Source organism: Streptomyces sp. R-07 (assembly GCF_049913175.1).
Taxonomy (GTDB): Bacteria; Actinomycetota; Actinomycetes; order Streptomycetales; family Streptomycetaceae; genus Streptomyces.
Genome location: NZ_CP183978.1, coordinates 6,684,444 through 6,706,989, shown reverse-complemented (window position 1 = coordinate 6,706,989; position 22,546 = coordinate 6,684,444). Strand labels below are relative to the sequence as shown.

Genomic DNA, 22,546 nt, shown 5'->3' with positions numbered 1-22,546 from the left:
GGCGTTGACGACGGTTCGTCAGATGCTCACGCCGTGCTGGCGCAGGGCGGCCAGCGGGTCGATGTCGGAGCCGTACTCCGGGCCGGTACGCATCTCGAAGTGCAGGTGCGGTCCGGTGACGTTGCCGGTCGCGCCCGAGAGACCGATCTGCTGGCCGCCGGTGACGGTCTGGCCGGCGGAGACGGAGATCGAGGACAGGTGGGCGTACTGCGAGAAGGTGCCGTCGGCGTGCTGGATGACGACCTGGTTGCCGTACGCGCCGCCGTCGCCGGCGGAGTAGACGGTGCCGGGGCCGACCGCGACGACGGTGGTGCCGGTGGAGGCGATGAAGTCGACACCGGTGTGGTAGCCGGAGGACCACATGGAGCCGGCCTGGTGGTACGGGGTCGACATGCCGGCGCCGGCGATCGGAGCGACCCAGCCGGAAGAGGTCGTCGCGGCCGACGAGGACGTCGCGGAGGACGACGAGGTGGTCGCGGCGGCGGCCGGGGCCGAGGTCCGCTCGCTGCTGCGCGAGGCGCGCGGGGTGTCGCCGTTCTTGCCGGAGCTCTGCGTGCTCTTGTGCGTGACCTTCGGCGCGGCCTTGGCGGTGCTCTTCCCGCCGAGGGTGAGCTTCATGCCGGGCAGGATCAGGGAGGGGTTCTCGCCGACGACCCGTCGGTTGTCCTCGTACAGCTTGTGCCAGCCACCCGCGAGGTGGTGCTCGGCGGCGATCTTCGACAGGTAGTCGCCCCGGACGACGGAGTACGTCTTCGGCGCGGCCTTCGCGGTGGTGGGCGCGGCCTGGACGGCGGCGGCCTTCACCTGGGCGACGGCCTGGGCGGGAGCGGCGGCGGGGGCGGCCTGCTCGGCGGCGTGGGCGCCGGTGGCTCCGAGGAGCGGGAGGGCGACGACGGCGCCACCGGTACCGGCGGCGGCGAGGCCACGGGTGAGGCGGCTGGACTTGGTGCGGCGGTGCTTACCCTTAGCGGGCATGGCGAATTCCTCTCCGGCGCCTGCGAGGTGAGCTGTCGGGTTCGGACTGGAGATGTCCGGCCGCGTGTCCACGCGACTTCACCCCGAGCCGTCCTTCTCGGAAGGATCGGCGACTTACCTGGGTCCCCCGCTCCTGCCTTGTTCGGGTGAGTGCGGATTCCGGTCGGTGGCAGGATTCGGCGGTCCGTCCGGATTGAGCGCGACGCTAGACGAGTGGGGTCGGCGCGAACAAGCCACGATTTTCGAGGACTCCGGAGCTCCTTGATATACGGCCGGAATTCCGGTCACCCTCCGTGGATGACGGTCCCTCGATCTCCTTTTCCCGGGGGGTATTTGGAAAAGACGATCAGGCACGGTCCGTCACGGTTATGACGCTGCTCACGCGCCGATCCCCATCTCCCCTGCAACCGGGGCGGGTTATGCCGAACACCCCAATACGGACAGATCGCCCATTCCTGTGCGAGGGCGTGCGTGCACGGGTTCGCACCCGAGATGATTGCCCCAGGAACCGATCTACAGAACAGGAGCAGCCGTGACGCAGCAGCTGCCGCAGATCCCGCCCGCCGATGCCGCCGAGCCCGAGCTGACGGAGGTCCGCAACTTCCGGGACGTGGGCGGTCTGCCGACGTCGGACGGGCGCGCCGTCCGCCCCGGCCGCCTCTTCCGCAGCGGCCATCTCGCCCACGCGACGGAGGACGACGCCGCCTTCCTCTCCTCGCTCGGCCTGCACACCGTCTTCGACTTCCGCAACGAGGCGGACCGGAAGGTCGAGGGCGCGGACGTCGACCTGCCCGGCGTGCGGAACGTGCACATACCCCTCAACGACCCGGCCGACGGCAAGGAGTTCTGGAAGCTGGTGCGCGACGGCGAGATCGCGCAGCTGCGGGAGATCCTCGGCGACGGCAAGGCGGCCGCCCGGATGTCCGAGTCGTACCGGAAGATGATCGTCGAGCGGGCCTCGGAGCACAGCCGGATCCTGCACTCCATGGCGGAGGAGAGCATCCCGGCCCTCATGCACTGCGCGGCCGGGAAGGACCGGGCCGGGCTCGCCATCGCGATCACCCTGCTCGCGGTCGGGGTCGAGCGGGAGGCCATCGAGGCCGACTACGTGAAGTCGAACGATCCGCACCGCCGCTACAAGGTGCGCCGCAGCTCCACCGCCCCGGACGCGATGTCGCCGGAGGTGATGGAGCTGCTGAGCCCGCTCTTCGACGCGCGGGTGGAGTACCTGCGGGCCGCCTTCGAGACGATCGAGGCGACCTGGGGCTCGGTGGACGTCTACCTCGCCGAGGGCCTGAAGCTGGCCCCGGAGACCCGTGAGCGACTGCGGGAGCGCCTGCTCACGGACGTGTGAGCCCCGGCCGGGCAGGGCCTACTGGTTCTGCCCGCCCAGCATGAAGAGCAGGTAGAGAAAGCCGGCGAAGAGGTGGCCTGCGACCAGGTAGGCGAAGAGGCGGAGCACGAGCCCCTTGGGGAACTTGCCTTCACCGCGCTCCTCACCGGTGACCGGTGCGGACTTCTCGGACATGTCGGTCCTTTCCTCAGGACTCGGGACGGGTGGCTCGGGACGGTCACCCGGTACGAAGCGGTTCGCTCGGGATCAGCGCCGGTGCGGGGTCCCGTCGCCGAGGCACAGCTCGGCGACAGGGCTCTGCATCAGGGTGTGGACGAAGAGCAGCTCGGCCCCGCCGGGGGTGGCGGCGCCGATCCGGTGCGGGGTCAGCGAGTCGAAGTGCGCGCTGTCCCCGGGATCGAGGACGTGCACGGCCTCGCCGAGCGCGAGCCGCACCCGCCCCTCCAGGACGTGGATCCACTCCTCCCCGGGGTGGACGCGCACGATGTCGGCCCGGGTGGCGTACGGCACGTGGACCCGCAGGCACTGGAGGGCGCGCCCGGCACCGCCGGCCTGGCGGTAGATCCAGCCGTCGGCCTCGACGGGTTCGGAGCGGCCGGCCCGGACGACGGGGTCGCGCTCGGGGGGCGTCTCGCCCAGGAGCTCGGAGACCGTCGTACCGTAGATGCGGGACAGGGCGAGCAGCATGGGCAGCGAGGGCTGCCTGTTCCCCGTCTCCAGGCGCGAGAGGTGGGCCGGCGAGAGGCCGGCCCGCTGGGCGGCGGCCTCCAGGGTGAGTCCCCGGCGGCGGCGCAGGGCCCGCAGCTGCGGGGCGACGTGGGGCAGGACGCCGGGGAGGGCGGGGTCCGGGGAAGGGTCCCCGGGGACGTGGTCCATGCGTCCATTCCGCCAGGATCGTGCCTCTGAGGCAAGTTTCTTGCCTCAGAGGCAAAACCGTGGTCGAGAATCGGTCAGCGCTGCGCCACCGCCTGCTTGACCAGCGTCTTCCCGAAGTCCCACATCAGCCCGCCGCCGCCGTGGGCGTCGTCCATGACCGCGGTGAAGGCCGTGACGAACCGGTCCACGTCCGCCTCGTCGATGACCAGCGGCGGGATCAGTTTGATCACCTCCAGGTGGTCCCCGGAGACCTGGGTGAGGATCCGGTGCCGCTGGAGCAGCGGGACGACGACCATCTGGGCGAAGAGGCCCTTGCGGGCCGCCTGGAGCATCGTCCAGCGCCCGCGCAGTCCGAGGGAGGACGGCCGGCCGAACTCGATCCCGATCATCAGGCCGCGCCCGCGGATCTCGTGCAGCAGCTCGTACCGCGGCACGAGCTCCTTCAGCCGGCCCGAGAGCAGGTCGCCGATCCGACGGGCGTGCGCGACGGTGCCCTCGTCCTCCATGACCGAGAGGACGGCGAGCCCGGCCGCCATGGCCTGCGCGTTCGATCCGAAGCTCGCCGAGTGGACCAGGACCCGGTCCATCGACGAGTAGACCTTCTTGAAGATCCAGTCCTTGCCCAGGGTGGCCCCGACCGGCACGTAGCCCCCGGAGAGCGCCTTGGCGACGCAGACCAGGTCCGGCTCGACGCCCTCCTCGTGCTGGTAGGCGTAGAAGTCGCCGGTCCTGCCGAGGCCCGTCTGCACCTCGTCGGCGATGAGCAGCGCGCCGTGCCGGTGCAGCAGCTCCTGCGCACCCCGGAGGAAGCCCGGTGGCGCCTCGTGGACGCCCTTGCCCTGGATGGGCTCGACGACGAAGGCGGCCACATCGCCCCTGCGCAGTTCCCGCTCCAGGGCGTCGAGGTCGCCGAGGGCGATCGCGGTGTCCGGCAGGAGCGGGTCGAAGCCCTCCCGGAAGCCCTGCTCGCCGTTGACGGAGAGGGAGCCGGTGGTGAGCCCGTGGAAGGCGTGGGTGCAGTAGAGGACCCTCGGCCGCCCGGTGGCGTACCGGGCGAACTTGAGGGCGGTCTCCACGGCCTCGGTGCCGCTGTTGCCGAAGAAGACCCGGTCGAGGTGCGGGCTGTGGGTGAGCAGCTTCTCGGCGAGGAGTCCCGGCAGCGGCTGGCAGTCGAAGCGGGTGAGGTCGGCGAGCTGGGCGTCCAGGACGTCGTGGAGGGCCTTGCGGACGACGGGGTGGTGTCGTCCGAGGCCCATCACGCCGAAGCCGGCGAGCATGTCGAGGTGGTCGACGCCGTCGGCGTCCCAGAAGTGGGCGCCCTCGGCCCGCTCGTACACCTTGTCGAAGCCGATGGTGTGGAGCATGCGCGGCAGCTGGTGGTTGAGGTACTTGGCGTGCAGCTCGTACCGCTCCGCGCCGCGCTCGGAGAGCAGCGCCCGCAGGTCGAACCCGCCGGTCATGACTTGTTGTTCCCGGAAACCGTCTCCCGGATCGCGCGCAGGGACTCCTTGAGGGAGCCCATGGTGGCGAGGACGGCGGTGGGCTCGTAGCCGCAGTGCGCCATGCAGTTGGCGCAGCGCGGGTCCTTGCCGCGGCCGTACTTGTCCCAGTCGGTGTCCTCGACGAGTTCGCGGTACGTGGGGACGTATCCGTCGCTCATCAGATAGCAGGGCCGCTGCCAGCCGAAGAGCGAGTAGTTGGGAATGGCCCAGGCGGTGCAGGGGAAGTCCGCCTTTCCTTCCAGGAAGTCCAGGAAGAGCGGCGAGTGGTTGAGCCGCCAGCGGCGCCGGTTGCCTCCTGCGAAGGCCTTCTTGAAGAGTTCGCGGGTCTGTTCGACGCCGAGGAAGTGCTCCTGGTCGGGGGCCTTCTCGTACGCATAGGCGGGCGAGATCATCATTTCGTCGACCTGGAGGTCGTCGTTGAGGAAATTGAGCACCTCGATGATGGTCTGCGGGGTGTCGGTGTTGAAGAAGGTCGAATTGGTGGTGACGCGGAAGCCGCGCCGCTTGGCCTCCTTGATGGCCGCCACCGCCTCGTCGAACACACCCTCCTTGGCGACGGACTCGTCGTGCCGCTCGCGCAGCCCGTCGATGTGGACGGCGAAGGCGAAGTACGGGGACGGGGTGAACTTCTCCAGCTTCTTGCGCAGCAGCATCGCGTTGGTGCAGAGGAAGACGTACTTCCGCCGGGCCACCAACTGGCGCACGATCTCGTCGATCTGAGGGTGCATCAGGGGCTCGCCGCCCGCGATGGAGACCATGGGGGCGCCGGACTCCAGGACGGCGCCGACCGCCTGGGCCACCGGCATGCGCTGCTTGAGGACACCCGCCGGGTGCTGGATCTTCCCGCAGCCCTCGCACTTGAGGTTGCAGGCGTAGAGCGGCTCCAGCTCGACGATCAGCGGGAACTTGTCCCGCTTGCGGAGCTTCTGTTCGAAGAGGTAGGTCCCGACCCGGATGGACTGACGGAGCGGCATGGCCATAACTCGTTCACCTCCTGGGGAGCAGCAAAGAACGGTGCCATTCGAAGAATGCGGGAAGGACGGCACGAAGAACACGGAAGGCTGATATTCCCCCGCGTACCGTGCCGATCCTGACCAGTTCATGTTCTGGAGCGTCCACGACCACCCGGACGGCCGCAACCGGGCGGGCGTCCGGCCCGTCCCCGAACGCTCCGGCGGCCCGGGCGGTACGGAGCGTGGCGGCGGACTCCATGTCGACGGCGATCGCGCCGCGGGCGCGCAGGGCGGCCCGCTCGGGGCCGCGCACGACATGGTCGGAGCCGATCAGCGGCCCGGTGTGGACGGCACGCCCGGGCACGGCCCTGACCAGGGCCTTCACCAGGAGGTCCGTCCCGGCGCAGAGGGTCGTGCCGTCGGGGCCACGGGTCTCGTCGGCGACGATCAGGTCCCCGGGGTGCATGCCCGGGGCGAGGCCCGCGCAGAAGCCGGAGGCGATCACGGCGGCGTCCCGCCACCGCTCCTCGCCGAGCGTCCGGGACACGGCCCGGCGGGCCCGGTCCGGCCCCATGCCGGTGCGCAGCACGGTCACCGGGCCCGGTGCGCCGCCCCGGTCCCCGCTGCGCAGGGCGAACTGCTCGATGCCGAGCGCGCAGGCGATCAGCAGCGGCGGGGTGTCGCCCGGGCCGGGCTCGCGGCCCATCAGCCCTCCTTGCGCGGTGAGGGTTCCCCGTACACGTAACGCCCGAGCGCCGTGAGCGGGAACACCTGCCGGTAGAGGTGGTAGTTGATGGAGAAGTCCCAGGGGAAGCCGGTGCCGGTGAAGTACGGCTCGTCCCAGGAGCCGTCCTCCCGCTGGGTCTCGGCCAGCCAGGCGACGCCCCGGCGGACGGGCTCGGAGTCGCGCTCGCCGGCGGCGAGGAGCGCGATCAGCGCCCAGGCGGTCTGGGAGGCGGTGGAGGGGCCGCGCCCGACCCATTCCTCCTCCTTGTACGAGCGGAGGTCCTCGCCCCAGCCGCCGTCGTCGTTCTGCGCGGATCCGAGCCAGTCGACGGCCCGGCGGATCGCCGGGTGGGAGGCGGGCAGTCCGGCGGCGGCGAGCGCGGGGAGCACCGAGCCCGTGCCGTAGACGTGGTTGACGCCCCAGCGGCCGAACCAGGCACCGTTGGGCTCCTGTGCGGCGAGCAGCCATTCGATGCCCCGACGCGCGCGCGGGTGCTCGGTCATCCCCTCGTACGCGAGCATCTCCACCACGTGGGCGGTGACGTCGGCGGAGGGCGGGTCGATGACCTCGCCGAAGTCGCAGAACGGCAGCTTGTTGGGGAGGGCGCTGGTGTTGTCGGCGTCGAACGCTCCCCAGCCTCCGTCGCGCGACTGCATGCCGAGTGTCCAGCGGGCACCGCGGGCGACGGCCGCGTCCACCCGGGCCCGGTCGGGGTGCTCGACCCGGCGCAGGGCGAGCAGGACCTCGGCGGTGTCGTCGATGTCGGGGTAGTTGTCGTTGTGGAACTCGAACGCCCAGCCGCCCGGCGGGAGTCCGGGCCTCCGTACCGCCCAGTCCCCGGTCCGGGTGATCTCCTCGTCGAGCATCCAGTCCACGGCCTTCACGAGCGCCGGATGGTCGGGATCGAGGCCGGCGTCGGCGAGCGCGATCGTGGCGAGGCAGGTGTCCCAGACGGGCGACTGGCAGGCCTCGATCATCCGCGAGCCGTCCTCGCGCCAGACGGCGAACCGGTCGAGGGATTCCAGGCCGGCCCGCATGACCGGGTGCTGGAGGTCGTAGCCGAGGAGGTGGAGGGCGATGACCGAGTAGACGGCCGGTGGCTGGATGCCGCCCCAGCAGCCGTCGTTCTCCTGGCGCTCGACGATCCACCGGGCGGCGACGTTCATGGCCGTCCCGCGCACCCCGCGCGGGGCGAGGCGGTGGTAGACGTGCAGCGCCTTGTCGAGCCGCTGGAAGACGCCGTCCCAGCCGGTGGCCGGGGCGAGCGGCCGGGGCGGGTTCGGCCGCGCCGGGTCGGTGTGCAGCTCGTCCAGGGGGAAGGGCGCGGGCCGGACCGGGCGCTTCGCGGAGACCACCGTGAGCGGCACGATCGTCTGCCGGGCCCAGCATCCGAAGTCGTAGATGTTGAGCGGGAACCACTTCGGCAGGAAGAGCAGCTCCGGCGGCAGTTCGGGCAGGTCCTCCCAGCGCCACCAGCCGAAGAGGGCCAGCCAGATCCGGGTGAAGACCCGGGCGGCGGCGATCCCGCCCCGGTCACGGACCCAGGCGGAGGCGCGGGCCATGTGCGGGGCCTCGGGCGGGTCTCCGGCGAGCCGCAGGGCCACATAGGCCTCGACGGTGGCGGAGAGCTCGCCGGGTCCGCCGTAGAAGGTGGCCCAGGCGCCGTCCTCGCGCTGCTCGCGGCGGATGTGGAGGGCGGCGGCGCGGATGGTGTCGGCGTCGAGGATGCCCAGGAACTGGCGGAGGAGCAGGTCCTCGGCGTCCATGGTGACGTTGGTCTCCAGGTCGCCCTTCCACCAGCCGGCCGGGTCCTGCCGGGCGAGCAGGTGCTCGACGGCCCGTTCGGCGGCCCGAGCGGCGGTGCCGTCGAGGCCGGACGCGGAGGCGTCGGTGTCGTTCGTCTTGCTGGCCGCGGCTGCCCGGGGGCCCACGGCCCCGGCGCTTCCGTCGGTCGTCGCTGTCATGGCTTCCCCTTTGTGCAGTCGGTTCCTTCTGCTCCTGCGGGTCTGCCGTCGGCCGGCGCCGGGTGGCGCCGGCCGGCGACCGCGAACTCATATCAGGGTGATGGTGATCATCTCTTCCGTACGACCACGAAGTCGGCCAGTGCGGTGAGCTGCGTCCGCACGCGGGCGGGCATGTCCACCTCGTTCAGGGCCCCGATCGCGACGGCATGCTGCCGGCGGGCCTCCTGGGAGGTCCACTCGCGTCCTCCGGCCTCCTCGATGAGGGCCGCGCGGGTGGCGAACTCCTCCTCGGAGAAGCTGTCGAAGTCGTTGGACTTGGCGTCCGCGGCGAGCAGCTCGCCGAGCCGCTCGGAGGCCGGGCCGCCCGCGGCGAGGGCGGCGACGACCGGGAGGGACTTCTTGCGCTGGCGCAGGTCGCTCCAGGTCTGCTTGCCGGTGGCCTCCGGGTCGCCCCAGATGCCGAGGAGGTCGTCCACGGCCTGGAAGGCGAGGCCGAGGTGGTAGCCGTACTCCTCCAGCTTGTCGGCGGTGCGGTCGTCGGCCCCGCCGAGGACGGCGCCGATGGAGACGGCGCAGGCGAGGAGGGCGCCCGTCTTGTTGCCCTCCATCTCCAGGCACTCCTCGACGGTGACCCGCTCGCGGTGCTCGTAGGAGATGTCCTGGGCCTGCCCGTCGATGAGCTTGCGGCTGGCCGTGGTCAGCCGGCGGGTGGCGCGGCCGGCCTCGACGGTGCCGAGCTCCAGGAGGATCTCGTTGGCGAGGGCGAAGAGGGCGTCGCCGACGAGGATCGCCTGCGCGGGGCCGTGCACCTTCCACACCGTGTCGCGGTGGCGGCGCTGCTCGTCGCCGTCCATCAGGTCGTCGTGGAGCAGCGAGAAGTTGTGCACGAGCTCCACGGCGACGGCGCCGGGGATCCCGACCTCGGGCGCGGCGCCCGCGGCCTCGGCCGACAGCAGGGCGAGCGCCGGGCGGACGGCCTTGCCGCCGTCGCCGTCGGCGGGGTTGCCCTGCGCGTCGATCCAGCCGAAGTGGTAGGCGGCCACGGTGTCCATGGGCGGCGCGAGGCGGTCGACGGCCGCCCGCAGTACGGGGGTGGACAGGGTCCGCCCCCGCTCCAGCAGTGCGGATACGTCCGCGGTGTCGACGGCCGGATTTCCCGGCGGCACTGTCGGCACGGTCTCTCCTCTTGTTCCGGTACTCACACTCATACCGCCTCCTGCAGCGGATGGTCATGGCGGCGGCCGAGGGCGGAGAGCGCGGCGCCCGCGGCGCTGAAACCGCTGCGGACGGCGCCCTCCATGGTCGCGGGCCAGCCGGTGGCGGTCCAGGCCCCGGCCAGGTACAGCCCCGGAGCCCTGGTGCGGGCGCCGGGGCGGAGCCGGCCGACGCCCGGGGTGGGGGCGAACGTGGCCGTCCGCTCCCTGGTGACGAAGAAGTCGCGGATCCCGGCGCCGCGCGCGGCGGGCAGGAGTCGCTCCAGCTCGGGCAGGTACTTCGCGCGCAGGGCGGCGACGGGTTCGTCGATCTCGTCCTGGGCGGCGGACTGGGAGACGGCGAGGTACTGTCCCACCCGTCGCCCACCACCGCCGTCCGAGGGCCCTTCGGGCCCGCCCCTCAGCAATCCGGAGGAGTCGGTGCGGTCGAAGACCCACTGCACGGGGGAGCCGAGCGCGGTGAAGAAGGGCCGTTTCAGGACCTTGCGGTCGTAGACGACGTGCAGGTTGAGGATGGGCGCGGTGTCGATGTCGAGGAGCCGGTCGGGGTCGTCGAGGGCTCCCTCCGGCAGCAGGCCGTGGGTCTCGTGCTGCGGGACGGCGAGGACGACGGTGTCGGCCTCGATCCGCTCCCCCGGTACGTCGACGGCCCAACGTCCGTCGTCGGTACGGGAGATGCGCTCGGCCTTGGTGCGGAGCAGGGTGCGGACGCCGAGGGCGTCGAGCTCCTTCGTGGGCCGGGTGTCGTGGAGTTCGCCGAGCGGGACGTGGGCCCAGCCGATGTCGGCGGCGCCGGGCTCGGAGAGGAGCCCGGTCTTGAAGACCATCGCGGCGAGCCCCATGGAGGCCTGCGGGGCGGGGGCGTTGAGGGTGGGGATGCCGACGAGGTCCCAGAGGGCCTCGACGGTCCGGGGGGACTGTCCGTGCCGGCCGAGCCAGGTGGCGAAGTCGATGCCGTCGAGCGCAGGGTCGGCGGGGTCGAGCTTCTTCAGGGCGAGCGCGGCCCGGCCGACGGAGGCTCGCTCGGCGAGGGAGAGGTGCGGGTAGGTGGCGAGGCTGCGCGCGAGGTGCAGCGGTACGGGCAGGCTGTCGCGGCGGATCCGGCCGAGCCGGGGGCCACGGGGGTGCGCGACGTCGAGGACGGGGACGTCGAGGCGGTCCTGGAGGGGGGCGAGCCCGGCTCCGTCGACCCGGTCGAGGAACCAGCGGTAGGCGGTGCAGCAGCGCAGGTAGACGTGCTGGCCGTTGTCGACGGTCAGGTCGCCGCGGCGGAAGGAGAAGGCGAGGCCACCGAGCCGGGGCCGGCCTTCGAGCAGGGTGACGTGGACGCCGCTCTCGGCGAGCTGGAGCGCGGCGGTGATCCCGGCGAGCCCGCCGCCGACGACGACGGCACGGGGCTGCCGGTCCCCGCCGGTGCCGGCTCCGGCGCTCGCACCCGGACCGGTGCGGGAGACGGACCCGGTGCCGGAGACCGGCCCGGTGCCCTCGGCGGGCGCGCCAGGCGGGGTGCTCCGCTCGGTTCCTTCGTGGTTCACGCGGCCTCCGTCCGGGTCGTCGCGGTGGGATCGAGGGGTGCCTCCGGCAGGGACGCCGGGGCGGCGCCCGGGGTTGCCCGGAGGGCGGGGGCGCACGGGCGCATCAGGCACGCCTCCTGACGGCGCGCCGGGCGATGTGGCGGGTGTCGAGGCCGGAGAGCCCGCGCACCGCGACGTACGCCTTCTCGTGGCCCGGCAGCGAGACGCGGCCGCGCAGGACGGCCTCGGGGTCGCGCTCGATCCGGTCGAGGAGGCGCCGGTAGATGCCGGCCATGGCGGCGACGCAGGCGCCGCTGCGGCGGTCGAGCATGGGCAGGAGCCGGTAGCCCTCGGCGAACAGGGCGCGGGCGCGGCGCACTTCGAAGTGCACGAGCCCGGCGAAGTCGGCGCCGACGGGCGGGGTGTCGCTGCCGAAGCCGTCGCCGCAGCCGAACTTGGCGAGGTCGTCGGCGGGCAGGTAGGTGCGTCCGTTCCCGGCGTCCTCGCGTACGTCCCTGAGAATGTTGGTGAGTTGGAGCGCGAGGCCCAGGGTGTCGGCGTACTCGGCTGCGCGGTCGGCGCCCTGGGCGCCGGGCTGGGTGCCGAAGACGCCGAGGGAGAGACGGCCGATCGCGCCGGCGACGCAGCGGCAGTAGACCTTGAGGTCGTCCCAGGTCTCGTAGGTCGCGCCGCGCACGTCCATGAGGACGCCGTCGATGAGCTCGTCGAGGCCGTCGAGGGGGATCGGGAAGCGGCGGGACGAGTCGGCGAGGGCGACGGCGACGGGGTCGGTGTCGTCCTCGTCGATCCCGCCGGCGCGGATCCGGTCGAGCAGCGCCCGGGTGGCTTCGAGCCGCTCCCGCTTCGCCTCGGGCGCGAGCGTGCCGTCGCCGATGTCGTCGACGCGCCGCGAGAAGGCGTACAGCGCGGACATCGCCTGTCGCTTCTCGGCCGGGAGCAGCCGGATCCCGTAGGCGAAGTTGCGGGCCTGCTGTCCGGTGACCGCCTCGCAGTAGCTGTAGGCGGCCTGAACCGGTGCGGACGGCTGGTGCTGTGCCTCCACGGTCGCGCTCACCCCTCTCTCCGCGCCTGGAGCAGAACCGCTCCCGCCTGGCGCATCAGGCTCGGCTTGGTGGACTTCGGTGGGCCGGCCAGCACGTCGAATCCGGCGTCGGTGACGGCGTCGAGCGCGGCGAGTCCCCCGGCGGTGAATCCGGCGAGGAGGAGGCGGAGCCGTCCGTGGACACTGCCGACGAGCGGGAGGCCCGCGTGCAGGAGGGCGCGGGCCCGCTCGGCCTCGAAGGCGATCAGGGCCCGCACGGAGGCGCCGGCGGTGGGCTCGGCGAGGTCGCGCTCGGTGACGTGGAAGCGCTTGAGGTCCTCGGCGGGCAGGTAGATCCGGTCGCGGGCGAGGTCCTCGGCGACGTCCTGGAGGTGCTCGACGATCTGGAGGGCGGTGCAGATCTCGTCGGAGCGCCGGATCCGCTCGGGGGTGTCGGTGCCGGTGATCGCGAGGACGAGCCGGCCGACGGTGTTGGCGGAGAGCTCGCAGTACGCGAGGAGGTCGTCGTACGTCTCGTAGCGGCGGACCAGCTGGTCCTGCCGGTTGGCGGCGATCAGGCCGAGGAAGGGCCCGGGGGTGAGCCCGCGCCGGCGGACGGTCGGCTGGAGGGCGCGCAGCAGCGGGTGGTGCGGGGTGGAGTCGAAGACCCGGCGGAGGTCGGCCTCGAAGGCGTCGAGGAGGACGAGCCGGTCCTCGGCGGCCTCGGGGCCGACGCCGAGGTGGCGGGCGTCGGCGCCGCCGGGGGCGAGGTCGCCGTCTCCGATGTCGTCGACGAGCCGGGCGAAGCCGTAGACGGCCATGAGGTCGTCGCGCCAGGCGCGGGGCAGGAAGAAGGGGGCCACGGGGAAGTTCTCGTCCGCGGCCTTGCCGAGTGTGGCGCGCGAGGAGGCGTCGGTGCGCGCCTGCCGGGTCTCCGTCACTGGGCCCTTCCCGACGGAGGGACGGCGACACCCTCGTGGAGCTGGAGATTCTGCGTCATGGCCGTCACGACTCCCGTTCTACACTGCCGATCCAATCCATCCTATTTCGGACACGCCGCCGACCCCTGCCCGTGGGGCCGCCACCCTGGGGGCCCGATGGCCGCGGGTATCGCCCTACTTGCCGCGAAACAGACCGGTCCAGCTTACGTTGTACGACGACCTTCGCCATTCCGGGGTGGCGGGCGGCGCTCACCTCACTCGTACGGGCCGTCAACCCGCCTGCGCCGCAAGGGAGTTCGACTCAGACGGCACCCGTGCCGGAGACCACCATGGCGAGGGTCGCCTCGACGACGACGCTCCTGCCCTGCGCGGAGAGCCGGCGGAGCGGCCCGTCGACCAGGAGGAGCGACAGTCCGTGCACGGCCGACCACGCGGCGGCGCCGGTGGCGGGCCGGACGCCCGGCCGCGCGGTGCCGGGCCGGGCGAGCGCTTCGAGCGCCTCCCTGAGCAGGGTGAACGCACGGATCTCGGGCTCGGCGGGCGGCCGCTCCGGCGCGGGCCCGCCCGCCTCGGCGGGGCGGGCGACGCAGAACGCGGACCGGTAGAGGCCGGGCTGCTCCAGGGCGAAGCCGACGTATCCGCGGCAGAGGGCGGCGACCCGGCGCTCGGCCGCGATCACGGGGTCGTCGGCGCCGGGCTCGCGGGCGGCGGCACGCTCCATGGCGGCGGCGAGCTCCTGCCGGGCATGGGCCCGGACGGTGCGGAGGAGTTCACCGCGCCCGTCGAAGTGCCGGTAGGCGGCGGTGGGCGAGACGCCGACCCGGCGGGCGGCCTCGCGCAGGACGACCCGCTCGGGGCCGCCTTCGGTGGCGAGGTCGACGGCCGCGCAGATCAGCGCGTTGCGCAGATCGCCGTGGTGGTACGTCTTTCCCGTCGAGATCGCAGCCATGGGCTCATCCTGCCCGAAGTTAACCGCATGAACATTCCAGGTGGGGGCGCGACGCGCGGAAACCGGAAGAGCCCCTACCGGATGAATCCGGCAGGGGCTCCGCACAGGTCTCGGCGCGCGGTCTCAGCGCGCGGTCTCGCGCTCGTACGCCTTGAGGACCTCGTCGGTGGGGCCGTCCATCAGGAGCTGCCCCTTCTCCAGCCAGAGCACCCGGTCGCAGGTGTCCCGGATCGACTTGTTGCTGTGGCTCACCAGGAAGACCGTGCCGGCCTCCTTGCGGAGCTCGCGGATGCGCTCCTCGGAGCGGATCTGGAACTTGCGGTCACCGGTCGCCAGCGCCTCGTCGATGAGGAGGACGTCGTGGTTCTTGGCCGCCGCGATGGCGAAACGGAGCCGGGCGCCCATGCCGGAGGAGTACGTGCGCATGGGCAGGCTGATGAAGTCGCCCTTCTCGTTGATCCCGGAGAAGTCGACGATCCCGTCGTAGCGGGAGCGCACCTCCTCGCGGCTCATGCCCATGGCGAGGCCGCCCAGGATGACGTTGCGCTCGCCGGTGAGGTCGTTCATCAGGGCCGCGTTGACGCCCAGGAGCGAGGGCTGCCCGTCGGTGAAGACGCTGCCGCTCTCGGTGGGGAGCAGACCGGCGATGGCGCGCAGCAGCGTGGACTTGCCGGAGCCGTTGGAGCCGATGAGGCCGATGGCCTCGCCGCGGTAGGCGGTGAAGGTGACGCCGCGGACCGCGTGGACCTTGCGGATTCCCCGGGAGACCTCCGCCTTGCCCTTGCCGACGATGCGGCTGAGGGCCGCGGTGGCGCTGCCCTTGCCTCCGCCGCCGGCGTTGACGCGGTAGACGATGTGGACGTCGTCGCAGATGACGGTGGGAACGTCGGACCGGTTCGGGTCAGCCACGGCCGTACCTCTCCTCTGCCTTCCAGAAGTACACGAAACCGCCGATGCCGAAGAGCACCGCCCAGCCGAGGGCGGTCAGCCAGACGTGCGACGGCAGGTTCTCGGCGCCGTAACCCTCGATGAGGGAGTAGCGGATGAGGTCCATGTAGACCGCCGCCGGGTTGTACATGAGGACGTCGGCGATCCACGCGGGCTTGTCGGCGAGCATCGCGGAGATCGAGAACATGACGCCGGACGCGTACATCCAGGTGCGCATGATGAACGGCATGAGCTGGGCGAGGTCGGGCGTCTTGGCGCCCATCCTGGCCACGATCATGGCGATGCCGATGTTGAACACGAACTGCAGGAGCAGCGCCGGGACCAGCAGCAGCCAGCGGAGCGAGGGGTAGCTGCCGAAGGAGATCGCGACGGCCACGAGCACGACCATCGAGAACAGCAGCTGCTGGAGCTGCTGGAGGGAGAACGAGATCGGCAGGGTGGCCCGGGGGAAGTGCAGGGCCCGGACCAGGCCCAGGTTCCCCGAGATCGCCCGGACGCCGGCCATGACCGAGTTCTGGGTGAAGGTGAACACGAAGATGCCGGTGACCAGGAAGGGGATGTAGACCCCCTTCGACATGCCGCGGCCGGCATCCAGGATGAGCCCGAAGATCAGGTAGTAGACCAGGGCGTTCAGCAGCGGGGTCGCCACCTGCCACACCTGGCCCAGCTTCGCCTGGCTGTACTGGGCGGTCAGCTTGGCCGAGGAGAACGCCAGGATGAAGTGGCGGCGGCCCCACAGCTGGCGGACGTACTCGCCGAGACCGGGCCGGGCACCGCTGACCGAGAGGCCGTACTTCGCGGCCAGCGCGGCCGACGACAGGCCCTCGTCGACGGACGGAGGCGCGCTCGTCGCGACCGCCCCGCCCTGGTGTGTGTCACTCACAGTCGAAACTTTCGTGTTCAAGATGCGCGGCACGTCGGTACCACGATGTCAGACGACCGGGGGGCGACCCAGCCGGGTCAGCCGCCACACCGTACGCCACCTCATGGGGCGGCGCGGCCCGCAGGGGGTCGTCCAGCCCGCGCGGAATCCGCCGAGCCACGCCTTGAGCGCGGAGAGCGAGGGCCGCCGGGCCAGGGTGAGCAGGAGCCAGACGCCGAGATAGACCGGCACCAGGGGCGCTGGCAGATTGCGACGTGCCAGCCACACTCGGTTGCGGGCCACGTTGAAGTGGTACGAGGCGTGCCGGGACGGGGCTGTGGTGGGGTGCAACAGCACCATGTCGGAACGGTAGTCGATCATCCAGTCGGCGTCGAGCGCGCGCCAGGCGAGGTCGGTCTCCTCGTGCGCGTAGAAGAACTCGCCCGGCAGACCGCCGACTTCGGCGAAGACCTTGGTGCGGACGGCGTTGGCGCCACCGAGGAAGGTGGTCACCCGCGAGGAGCGCATCGGGTCGGCCGAGCGGAGCCGCGGCACGTGCCGGCGCTGGGTGATCCCGGTCTCGGGATCGGCGATCCGGAAGCTGATGATGCCGAGGTGCGGGTCGGCGGTGAAGGCCTGCCGGACCAGCTCGGCGGTGTCCGTGTGGGCCAGCAGCCCGTCGTCGTCGAGGAAGAGGAGTACGTCGACGTCGGTGCCGCCCGGGCCGAAGGCCTCGATGCCGACGTTCCGGCCGCCGGGGATGCCGAGGTTCTCGGGCAGGTCGACGGTCCTGACCCAGTCGGGCACCCCGGCGACCGGGGTGCCCTGACCGACGACGACGACCTCGACCGGGTCGCCCTCCTGCCGGGCGACCGAGTCGATGAGCGCACGCAGGTCGTCGGGGCGGTTGCCCATCGTGATGATGACGGCACCCACCCTGAGCGGCGTACTCACGGCCGGCCTCACTTCAGCCTGCTGGAGACCATGATCGACACCAGGTGCAGCACGGTCTGGAGCAGCGCGATGCCGGCGAGGACGGCGACACCGAGCCGGGTGAAGAAGAGGTCTCCCCTGACCTGGTCCGCGATCGCCAGGACCACGATGAGGAGGGAGGCCTCGATGCCGAGGACGAGCCGGTGGAACTTGAGCGCGCCGGCGGCCCGGCGGGCCAGCGCCATCCCGGAGGAGCGCGGCTCGGACGCCGCCTCCTTGACCGGCGGCAGGCCGCCCTGGTGGCGGGCGACGCCGACGAGGTCGGTCTCGGCCTTGATCAGGATGGCGCCGAGGGCGGCGAGGGTGCCCAGGAAGGCCCACAGCCAGTCGATCCGGCCCGAGCCCCACAGGTCGGCGGCGCGCAGGCCGAAGCCGACGAGGACGGCCGCGTCGCACAGGTAGGCGCCGACCCTGTCCAGGTAGACACCGGCCAGCGAGAACTGCTTCTTCCAGCGGGCCACCTCGCCGTCGACGCAGTCGAGCAGCAGGTAGAGCTGGACCATGAGCGCGCCGAGCAGCGCCCCCGGGATCCCGGGCACCAGCAGGGCCGGTGCGGCGAGGACACCCGCGAGCGTCATGACGTACGTGAGCTGGTTCGGCGTGACCTTGGTGCCGACGAGCTGCCGGGTGATCCTGAGCGAGATCTCCCGCATGTAGAGGCGGCCGCCCCAGTGCTCACCGCTCCGCCGGTCCTTCACACCCGGGGGGTGGACGACCGGACGGAGCTCAGCCACCGAGGGCTTCCGCATCGGACGGAGCTCAGCTACCGATGGATTTGGCATAGTCGGCGTACGCGTCCCTGATCTCGTCGTCGGACAGGTCGAGGTGTTCCAGGATGGTGAAGCGGCCCGGCCGGGTCTGCGGGGCGAAGGACACCGCCTGGACGAACTCGTCCACGGTGAAGCCCATCTCCTCCGACAGCACGGGCAGTCCGTGCCGGCGCAGGGTCTCGACCATCAGCGCGGACGCGTCGCGGTCGCCCCGCAGGTGCATGGCGAAGGCCGCGCCGAGACCGCACTGCTCGCCGTGGCTGGCGGCGCGGGTCGGGAAGAGCAGGTCGAAGGCGTGGCTGATCTCGTGGCAGGCGCCCGAGGAGGGGCGGCTGTCCCCGCTGATCGACATGGCGATGCCGGACATCACCAGGCCCTCGGAGAGGGTCACGAGGAAGTCGTCGTCGCCGACGCCGCCGGGGTGGCGGAGCACGGCCTCCCCGGCGCTGCGGGCCATGGCGGCCGCGAGGCCGTCGACCTTCTCGCCGGTCTCGCGGTGCGAGAGCTCCCAGTCCGCGATGGCGGAGAGGTTGGAGATCGCGTCGCCGATGCCGGACCGGACGTACCGCACCGGGGCGTCCCGGATCACGTCCAGGTCGATGACCAGCGCGATCGGGGTGGGCACACCGTAGGAGCCGCGCCCGTTGTCGTTGTCCAGGGTGGAGATCGGCGAGCAGATGCCGTCGTGCGAGAGGTTGGTGGCGATGGCCACCAGCGGCAGCCCGACCCGGGCCGCCGCGTACTTCGTCACGTCGATGATCTTGCCGCCGCCGAGGGCGACCACGGCGTCGTACCGCTTGCCGCGCATGGCGTCCGCGAGCTTCACGGCCTCGTCGATCGTGCCGCCCGAGACCGGGTACCAGTCGGCGCCGGGCAGCTCGGATGCGAAGTGGTCACGCAGCTTGAGGCCCGAGCCGCCGCTGATGGCGACGGCGATCTTGCCGTTGCTGGAGATCCGCTGGTCCGCGAGGAGCGCGGACAGGTCGTCCATCGCTCCCCTGCGGATGTCGACGACGACCGGCGAAGGGATCAGCCGAGTCAGTACTGGCACGCGATCTCACGGCCCTTCGCGAGGTCGTCGTGGTTGTCGATCTCGACCCACTTGACGTCGCCGATGGGGGCCACGTCGACGGTGAAGCCGCGGTGGACGAGCTCCTGGTAGCCGTCCTCGTAGTAGAGGTCGGGGTCGCGCTCGAAGGTGGCCTTGAGGGCGTCGGCGAGCTCTTCGGCGGCCTCGGCCTCGATGAGGGTGACGCCGATGTACTCGCCGGTGGCGGTGGCGGGGTCCATGAGCTTGGTGATGCGCTGGACGCCCTTGCCCTCGGCGGTGATGACCTTCATCTCCTCGTCGGCGAGGTGCTTCACCGTGTCGAGGGCGAGGATGATCTTCTGGCCGTCGCCGCGGGCGGCGAGGAGGGTCTTCTCGACGGAGACCGGGTGGACGGTGTCGCCGTTGGCGAGGATCACACCGCGCTTGAGGACGTCACGGGCGCACCACAGGGAGTAGGCGTTGTTCCACTCCTCGGCCTTGTCGTTGTCGACGAGGGTGATCTTGAGGCCGTACTTGGCCTCCAGGGCGTCCTTGCGGTCGTAGACGGCCTCCTTGCGGTAGCCGACGACGATCGCGACCTCGGTGAGGCCGATCTCGGCGAAGTTCTTCAGCGTGAGGTCGAGGATGGTGGTGTCACCGTCGACAGGCACGAGGGCCTTCGGAAGGGTGTCGGTGTAGGGGCGCAGACGCCGTCCGGCACCGGCTGCCAGTACGAGGCCGATCATGCTGTTTCTCCTTCGTCGTGAACGGCGGGTGCTCCGGAGGAGACCCAGAAGCGGATGGACTCCACGAGCACCACCAGCGCGACGGCGACCGCCATCGCGGTCAGTGCCAGGGTGAAGTCGTCGCCGCGGTCCGCCAGCAGGGCGGCGAGGACGGTCACCAGGAGCGTCCGCCCCTCGTGTCCGCCGGTGACGCGCACCAGCCAGGCGGGCGGCGCGCCGGTGCCGCCGCGAATGCGGTACACCGTGTCGTAGTGATGGTAGGCGACGGCCGCGACCAGGCCGAATGCGGCGGGGAGGGCCTGGGGGACGTCGGAGCGGGCGGCGAGCACGAGGACGGTGGTGTACTCGGCGGCGCGGAAGAGCGGGGGGACGAGCCAGTCGAGGGCCCCCTTGAGGGGGCGGGCGACGGCGGCGCCGGCGAAGATCACGTAGATGCCCGCGCCGACGACGGTCCCCGCGTCCCCGAAGGGGCGGCTGAGGACCGCGGCGAGCAGGGCGCCGGTGACGATGAACGCGGCGACGAACCCGGGGAGCAGCTGGAGTCCGGCGCGGCCGAAGATCCGGCCCGCGATCCCGGCCAGCGGGCCCGAGTCCGCGAGGTCGGCGAGGGCCTGGGCGGCCCGGTCCGTCCGCGTCGCCTTGCGGGTCAGCGAGCGCAGGACGCGGCCGGCCGTGGTGTAGCAGGCGCCGAAGGAGCAGCCGATGATCAGCGCCCAGAAGACGATCCGGGGGTTGGTGACGGCGGTGAGGACGGCGATCATCGCCCAGCGCTCGCCGATCGGCAGGATGATCATGCGGCGGGCCCAGACCGTCCAGCCGACGCTGTCCAGCCTGCTGGAGAGGGCGGCGGTCGGGCTGGTGTTGGCCGTGGCGTCGTGGTTGGCCTCGTTGAAGGAGAAGTCCACGACGTGCCGGCAGGTCATGAGGATCATGGCGCCGAGGGCGAGGGCCCACACGTCGTCGCCGTTGCGTGCGGCGCCGAGGGCGAGGCCCGCGTAGAAGGCGTACTCCTTGGCCCGGTCGAAGGTGGCGTCGAGCCAGGCGCCCATCGTCGAGTACTTGAGCGCGTAGCGGGCGAGCTGCCCGTCGGTGCAGTCGAGGACGAAGGAGACCAGGAGGAGGACGCCGGCGGCGATGTAGCCGCCGCGCTCGCCGGTCGCCGCGCAGCCGGCCGCGACGAGCGCGGTGAGCAGCGAGGCGGTGGTGACCTGGTTGGGGGTGAGTCCGCGGCGCGCGCACCAGCGGGCGATGTAGCGCGAGTACGGGCTGATGAAGAAGGTGGTGAAGAAGCCGTCGTGCGCCTTGACGGCCGAGCGGAGGCGTACGGCCTCGTCGTCGACGGCGTCGACGGCGGCGCGGGCCTCGAGGCGGGCCTCGGCGTCGGTGGGCACGGTGGCGACGAGGGTGCCGAGCTGGGGCCGGTGCACGGCGACGCCGTCGGCGTCGAGGGCCTCGGCGAGCGCGTCGGTGAGGCCGTCGGTCAGGGTGGCGGTGCTCGCGGCCCCGGAGGTGGCGGTGACCGCGCCCAGGGCGCGGGCGAGCGCGGGGCGGGCCTCGCGCTGCGCGGTGAGAGCGCCCGGCGCGGCGGCCGCGGGGAAGCGGGGGTCGGTCAGGGCGAGGCGCAGCGCGTGCAGGTGACCGACGAACCGGGGGTCGACGAGCGCGACGCGCTCGCCCGCGGGGACGGTTGCCAGCAGGGCGCCGGTCTCCTCGGCGCCGGAGGCGATCCGGACGTCGAAGCCGAGCGACCGCAGATCACCGTCGAGCGAGGATCCGGGTGCCGGCGGGCCGGTGAGGATGGCGGTCGACAGACGAACTCACTCCTTGGAGCTGACGGAGGGGCCGGCGGGGCCATGGCGGCCCCGGGCGCGGCGGTGTGGCCCGGCACCGGGCGGCGACACGTCGGCTGAGGCTATCGGATGAACGGAACGCGAGTTCACCGAGGCTTCGCCGACCGGACTCCCCCGGGACGGTCCGTGTCCGTACGGATGCGCCGCGTCCCGTGGAGATCATCATGGGCGATCCGCGGGCCGCCCCACAAACCCCGGTCGGGGAGGCAGGTGACGACACCCCCTCGCATTGACGTCGTCGCAGGTCAGAGCATATGACAACGGTGTTCAGTACCGTGTTGCATATACCCCCCACCCGTAGTTGACTTGCGATTCGGGGCACAGACACGACACGACCGGGAGGCCTTGTCATGGGGGCTGGACACGACCACGGGCACAGCCACGGCGGCCCGCCGCCGACGGGTACGGCGGCTGCCGCGTACAAGAACCGGCTGCGGATCGCGCTCGGCATCACGCTCTCCGTGATGGTGATCGAGATCATCGGTGGTCTCGTCGCCGACTCGCTCGCGCTGATCGCTGACGCGGCGCACATGGCGACCGACGCCGTCGGCCTCGCGATGGCGCTCCTCGCGATCCACTTCGCGAACCGGCCCCCCTCGGGGAACCGCACGTTCGGGTACGCCCGGGCCGAGATCCTGGCGGCGCTCGCGAACTGTCTGCTGCTCCTGGGCGTCGGCGGCTATGTGCTGTACGAGGCGATCCAGCGGTTCCTGGAGCCGGCCGACACCAAGGGCGGCCTGACGATCGCGTTCGCGGTGATCGGCCTGGTGGCCAACGTGATCTCGCTGTCGCTGCTCATGCGGGGCCAGAAGGAGAGCCTCAACGTGCGCGGGGCCTATCTGGAGGTCCTCGCGGACGCGCTGGGTTCGGTCACCGTGATCGTCGCGGCCGCGATCATCCTGGCGACGGGCTGGCAGTACGCCGACCCGATCGCGTCGATCGTGATCGGTCTGATGATCGTCCCGCGGACGGTCAAGCTGCTGCGCGAGACCCTGGACGTGCTCCTGGAGGCGGCCCCGAAGGGCGTCGACATGGCGGAGGTGCGGGCGCACATCCTGGCGCTGCCGGGCGTCGAGGACGTGCACGACCTGCACGCCTGGACGATCACCTCGGGGATGCCGGTGCTCTCCGCGCACGTGGTCGTCGACCAGGACGCGCTGGACTCGGTCGGGCACGAGAAGATGCTGCACGCCCTCCAGGGCTGCCTGGGCTCGCACTTCGACGTGGAGCACTGCACCTTCCAGCTGGAGCCGGTCGGCCATGCGGAGCACGAGGCGAAACTCTGCCTCTGAGCGGCCTCCTGCTGTTAGCCTCCTCGTACGAACGCGTGTGGAGA

The 22,546-nt window shown here is 71.9% G+C and carries 21 protein-coding genes and 1 riboswitch; of the genes, 2 read left to right on the top strand and 19 right to left on the bottom strand.

The annotated features are described in order from the left end of the window. Nucleotides 1-18: 18 nt before the first annotated feature. Nucleotides 19-975, bottom strand: a complete 957-nt coding sequence (locus tag ACN9M0_RS30795; protein ID WP_366042518.1) for a M23 family metallopeptidase — start codon at nt 973-975, stop codon at nt 19-21. A 2-nt stretch (nt 976-977) separates the two neighbouring features. After that, nucleotides 978-1,134: riboswitch (cyclic di-AMP (ydaO/yuaA leader) on the bottom strand. 373 nt (nt 1,135-1,507) lie between these two features. Between ACN9M0_RS30795 and ACN9M0_RS30790 the strand changes: the two genes are divergently transcribed. Continuing rightward, nucleotides 1,508-2,329 carry a tyrosine-protein phosphatase gene (locus tag ACN9M0_RS30790; protein WP_426404560.1) on the top strand — a complete coding sequence of 274 codons (822 nt, stop codon included), beginning with the start codon at nt 1,508-1,510 and terminating at the stop codon, nt 2,327-2,329. A gap of 18 nt (nt 2,330-2,347) precedes the next feature. Here the strand turns inward: ACN9M0_RS30790 and ACN9M0_RS30785 are convergent, their stop codons facing one another. From ACN9M0_RS30785 to ACN9M0_RS30700, 18 genes are all read right to left on the bottom strand, one after another. Next, nucleotides 2,348-2,503: a DUF6126 family protein gene (locus ACN9M0_RS30785; RefSeq protein WP_366042521.1), complete on the bottom strand. Its 156-nt coding sequence runs from the start codon at nt 2,501-2,503 to the stop codon at nt 2,348-2,350. A 72-nt stretch (nt 2,504-2,575) separates the two neighbouring features. Beyond that, nucleotides 2,576-3,205, bottom strand: a complete 630-nt coding sequence (locus ACN9M0_RS30780) for a helix-turn-helix domain-containing protein (RefSeq protein ID WP_426404559.1) — start codon at nt 3,203-3,205, stop codon at nt 2,576-2,578. Nucleotides 3,206-3,279: 74 nt separating this feature from the next. Beyond that, nucleotides 3,280-4,665 carry an aspartate aminotransferase family protein gene (locus ACN9M0_RS30775; protein ID WP_366042523.1) on the bottom strand — a complete coding sequence of 462 codons (1,386 nt, stop codon included), beginning with the start codon at nt 4,663-4,665 and terminating at the stop codon, nt 3,280-3,282. Beyond that, nucleotides 4,662-5,687, bottom strand: coding sequence for an adenosyl-hopene transferase HpnH (gene hpnH / locus ACN9M0_RS30770; RefSeq protein WP_366042524.1), 1,026 nt, complete (start codon nt 5,685-5,687; stop codon nt 4,662-4,664). Before hpnH ends, ACN9M0_RS30775 begins: the two co-directional genes overlap by 4 nt. 7 nt (nt 5,688-5,694) lie before the next feature. Next, nucleotides 5,695-6,366, bottom strand: a complete 672-nt coding sequence (locus ACN9M0_RS30765; RefSeq protein WP_366042525.1) for a 1-hydroxy-2-methyl-2-butenyl 4-diphosphate reductase — start codon at nt 6,364-6,366, stop codon at nt 5,695-5,697. Beyond that, nucleotides 6,366-8,351: a squalene--hopene cyclase gene (shc, locus tag ACN9M0_RS30760; RefSeq protein ID WP_426404558.1), complete on the bottom strand. Its 1,986-nt coding sequence runs from the start codon at nt 8,349-8,351 to the stop codon at nt 6,366-6,368. The genes ACN9M0_RS30765 and shc overlap by 1 nt, the downstream gene beginning before the upstream one ends. 107 nt (nt 8,352-8,458) lie before the next feature. Beyond that, complete coding sequence (locus tag ACN9M0_RS30755) at nt 8,459-9,559, bottom strand: polyprenyl synthetase family protein (RefSeq protein WP_426404557.1); 1,101 nt, start codon at nt 9,557-9,559, stop codon at nt 8,459-8,461. Continuing rightward, nucleotides 9,556-11,100, bottom strand: coding sequence for a hydroxysqualene dehydroxylase HpnE (hpnE, locus tag ACN9M0_RS30750; RefSeq protein ID WP_426404556.1), 1,545 nt, complete (start codon nt 11,098-11,100; stop codon nt 9,556-9,558). Before hpnE ends, ACN9M0_RS30755 begins: the two co-directional genes overlap by 4 nt. A 103-nt stretch (nt 11,101-11,203) precedes the next feature. After that, nucleotides 11,204-12,154: a presqualene diphosphate synthase HpnD gene (gene hpnD, locus ACN9M0_RS30745; RefSeq protein WP_366042328.1), complete on the bottom strand. Its 951-nt coding sequence runs from the start codon at nt 12,152-12,154 to the stop codon at nt 11,204-11,206. Next, entirely contained in the window at nt 12,151-13,062 is a 912-nt protein-coding gene (gene hpnC / locus ACN9M0_RS30740) for a squalene synthase HpnC (protein ID WP_399696772.1), read from the bottom strand. Before hpnC ends, hpnD begins: the two co-directional genes overlap by 4 nt. 301 nt (nt 13,063-13,363) lie before the next feature. Further along, nucleotides 13,364-14,011: a TetR/AcrR family transcriptional regulator gene (locus ACN9M0_RS30735; protein ID WP_366042326.1), complete on the bottom strand. Its 648-nt coding sequence runs from the start codon at nt 14,009-14,011 to the stop codon at nt 13,364-13,366. 123 nt (nt 14,012-14,134) lie between these two features. Continuing rightward, nucleotides 14,135-14,920: an ABC transporter ATP-binding protein gene (locus ACN9M0_RS30730; RefSeq protein WP_366042325.1), complete on the bottom strand. Its 786-nt coding sequence runs from the start codon at nt 14,918-14,920 to the stop codon at nt 14,135-14,137. Beyond that, nucleotides 14,913-15,842, bottom strand: a complete 930-nt coding sequence (locus ACN9M0_RS30725; protein WP_366042324.1) for an ABC transporter permease — start codon at nt 15,840-15,842, stop codon at nt 14,913-14,915. Before ACN9M0_RS30725 ends, ACN9M0_RS30730 begins: the two co-directional genes overlap by 8 nt. A 48-nt stretch (nt 15,843-15,890) precedes the next feature. Further along, nucleotides 15,891-16,736: a glycosyltransferase family 2 protein gene (locus ACN9M0_RS30720; RefSeq protein WP_399697096.1), complete on the bottom strand. Its 846-nt coding sequence runs from the start codon at nt 16,734-16,736 to the stop codon at nt 15,891-15,893. Nucleotides 16,737-16,783: 47 nt separating this feature from the next. Beyond that, on the bottom strand, nt 16,784-17,563 hold the full coding sequence (locus tag ACN9M0_RS30715; RefSeq protein ID WP_366042323.1) for a CDP-alcohol phosphatidyltransferase family protein: 780 nt from the start codon (nt 17,561-17,563) through the stop codon (nt 16,784-16,786). 10 nt (nt 17,564-17,573) lie between these two features. Next, on the bottom strand, nt 17,574-18,635 hold the full coding sequence (locus tag ACN9M0_RS30710; RefSeq protein ID WP_366042322.1) for an iron-containing alcohol dehydrogenase family protein: 1,062 nt from the start codon (nt 18,633-18,635) through the stop codon (nt 17,574-17,576). Beyond that, a complete protein-coding gene (locus ACN9M0_RS30705) occupies nt 18,623-19,360 on the bottom strand; it encodes a phosphocholine cytidylyltransferase family protein (protein ID WP_366042321.1) in 738 nt (245 codons plus the stop codon). Before ACN9M0_RS30705 ends, ACN9M0_RS30710 begins: the two co-directional genes overlap by 13 nt. Continuing rightward, on the bottom strand, nt 19,357-21,171 hold the full coding sequence (locus tag ACN9M0_RS30700; protein WP_426405349.1) for a DUF5941 domain-containing protein: 1,815 nt from the start codon (nt 21,169-21,171) through the stop codon (nt 19,357-19,359). The genes ACN9M0_RS30705 and ACN9M0_RS30700 overlap by 4 nt, the downstream gene beginning before the upstream one ends. A 389-nt stretch (nt 21,172-21,560) precedes the next feature. Here ACN9M0_RS30700 and ACN9M0_RS30695 point away from each other — a divergent pair, with 389 nt between their 5' ends. Further along, a complete protein-coding gene (locus ACN9M0_RS30695) occupies nt 21,561-22,502 on the top strand; it encodes a cation diffusion facilitator family transporter (protein ID WP_366042320.1) in 942 nt (313 codons plus the stop codon). The last annotated feature ends 44 nt before the right edge of the window (nt 22,503-22,546 follow it).

What these genes read in the sequence shown, in the direction of transcription:
- ACN9M0_RS30780 (WP_426404559.1), bottom strand. Translation starts at nt 3,205, where the DNA reads ATGGACCACGTCCCCGGGGACCCTTCCCCGGACCCCGCCCTCCCCGGC.
- ACN9M0_RS30765 (WP_366042525.1), bottom strand. Translation starts at nt 6,366, where the DNA reads ATGGGCCGCGAGCCCGGCCCGGGCGACACCCCGCCGCTGCTGATCGCC.
- shc (WP_426404558.1), bottom strand. Translation starts at nt 8,351, where the DNA reads ATGACAGCGACGACCGACGGAAGCGCCGGGGCCGTGGGCCCCCGGGCA.
- ACN9M0_RS30785 (WP_366042521.1), bottom strand. Translation starts at nt 2,503, where the DNA reads ATGTCCGAGAAGTCCGCACCGGTCACCGGTGAGGAGCGCGGTGAAGGC.
- ACN9M0_RS30735 (WP_366042326.1), bottom strand. Translation starts at nt 14,011, where the DNA reads ATGGCTGCGATCTCGACGGGAAAGACGTACCACCACGGCGATCTGCGC.
- hpnH (WP_366042524.1), bottom strand. Translation starts at nt 5,687, where the DNA reads ATGGCCATGCCGCTCCGTCAGTCCATCCGGGTCGGGACCTACCTCTTC.
- ACN9M0_RS30720 (WP_399697096.1), bottom strand. Translation starts at nt 16,736, where the DNA reads ATGGGCAACCGCCCCGACGACCTGCGTGCGCTCATCGACTCGGTCGCC.
- ACN9M0_RS30705 (WP_366042321.1), bottom strand. Translation starts at nt 19,360, where the DNA reads ATGATCGGCCTCGTACTGGCAGCCGGTGCCGGACGGCGTCTGCGCCCC.
- ACN9M0_RS30695 (WP_366042320.1), top strand. Translation starts at nt 21,561, where the DNA reads ATGGGGGCTGGACACGACCACGGGCACAGCCACGGCGGCCCGCCGCCG.
- ACN9M0_RS30795 (WP_366042518.1), bottom strand. Translation starts at nt 975, where the DNA reads ATGCCCGCTAAGGGTAAGCACCGCCGCACCAAGTCCAGCCGCCTCACC.
- ACN9M0_RS30755 (WP_426404557.1), bottom strand. Translation starts at nt 9,559, where the DNA reads ATGAGTGTGAGTACCGGAACAAGAGGAGAGACCGTGCCGACAGTGCCG.
- ACN9M0_RS30715 (WP_366042323.1), bottom strand. Translation starts at nt 17,563, where the DNA reads ATGCGGAAGCCCTCGGTGGCTGAGCTCCGTCCGGTCGTCCACCCCCCG.
- ACN9M0_RS30775 (WP_366042523.1), bottom strand. Translation starts at nt 4,665, where the DNA reads ATGACCGGCGGGTTCGACCTGCGGGCGCTGCTCTCCGAGCGCGGCGCG.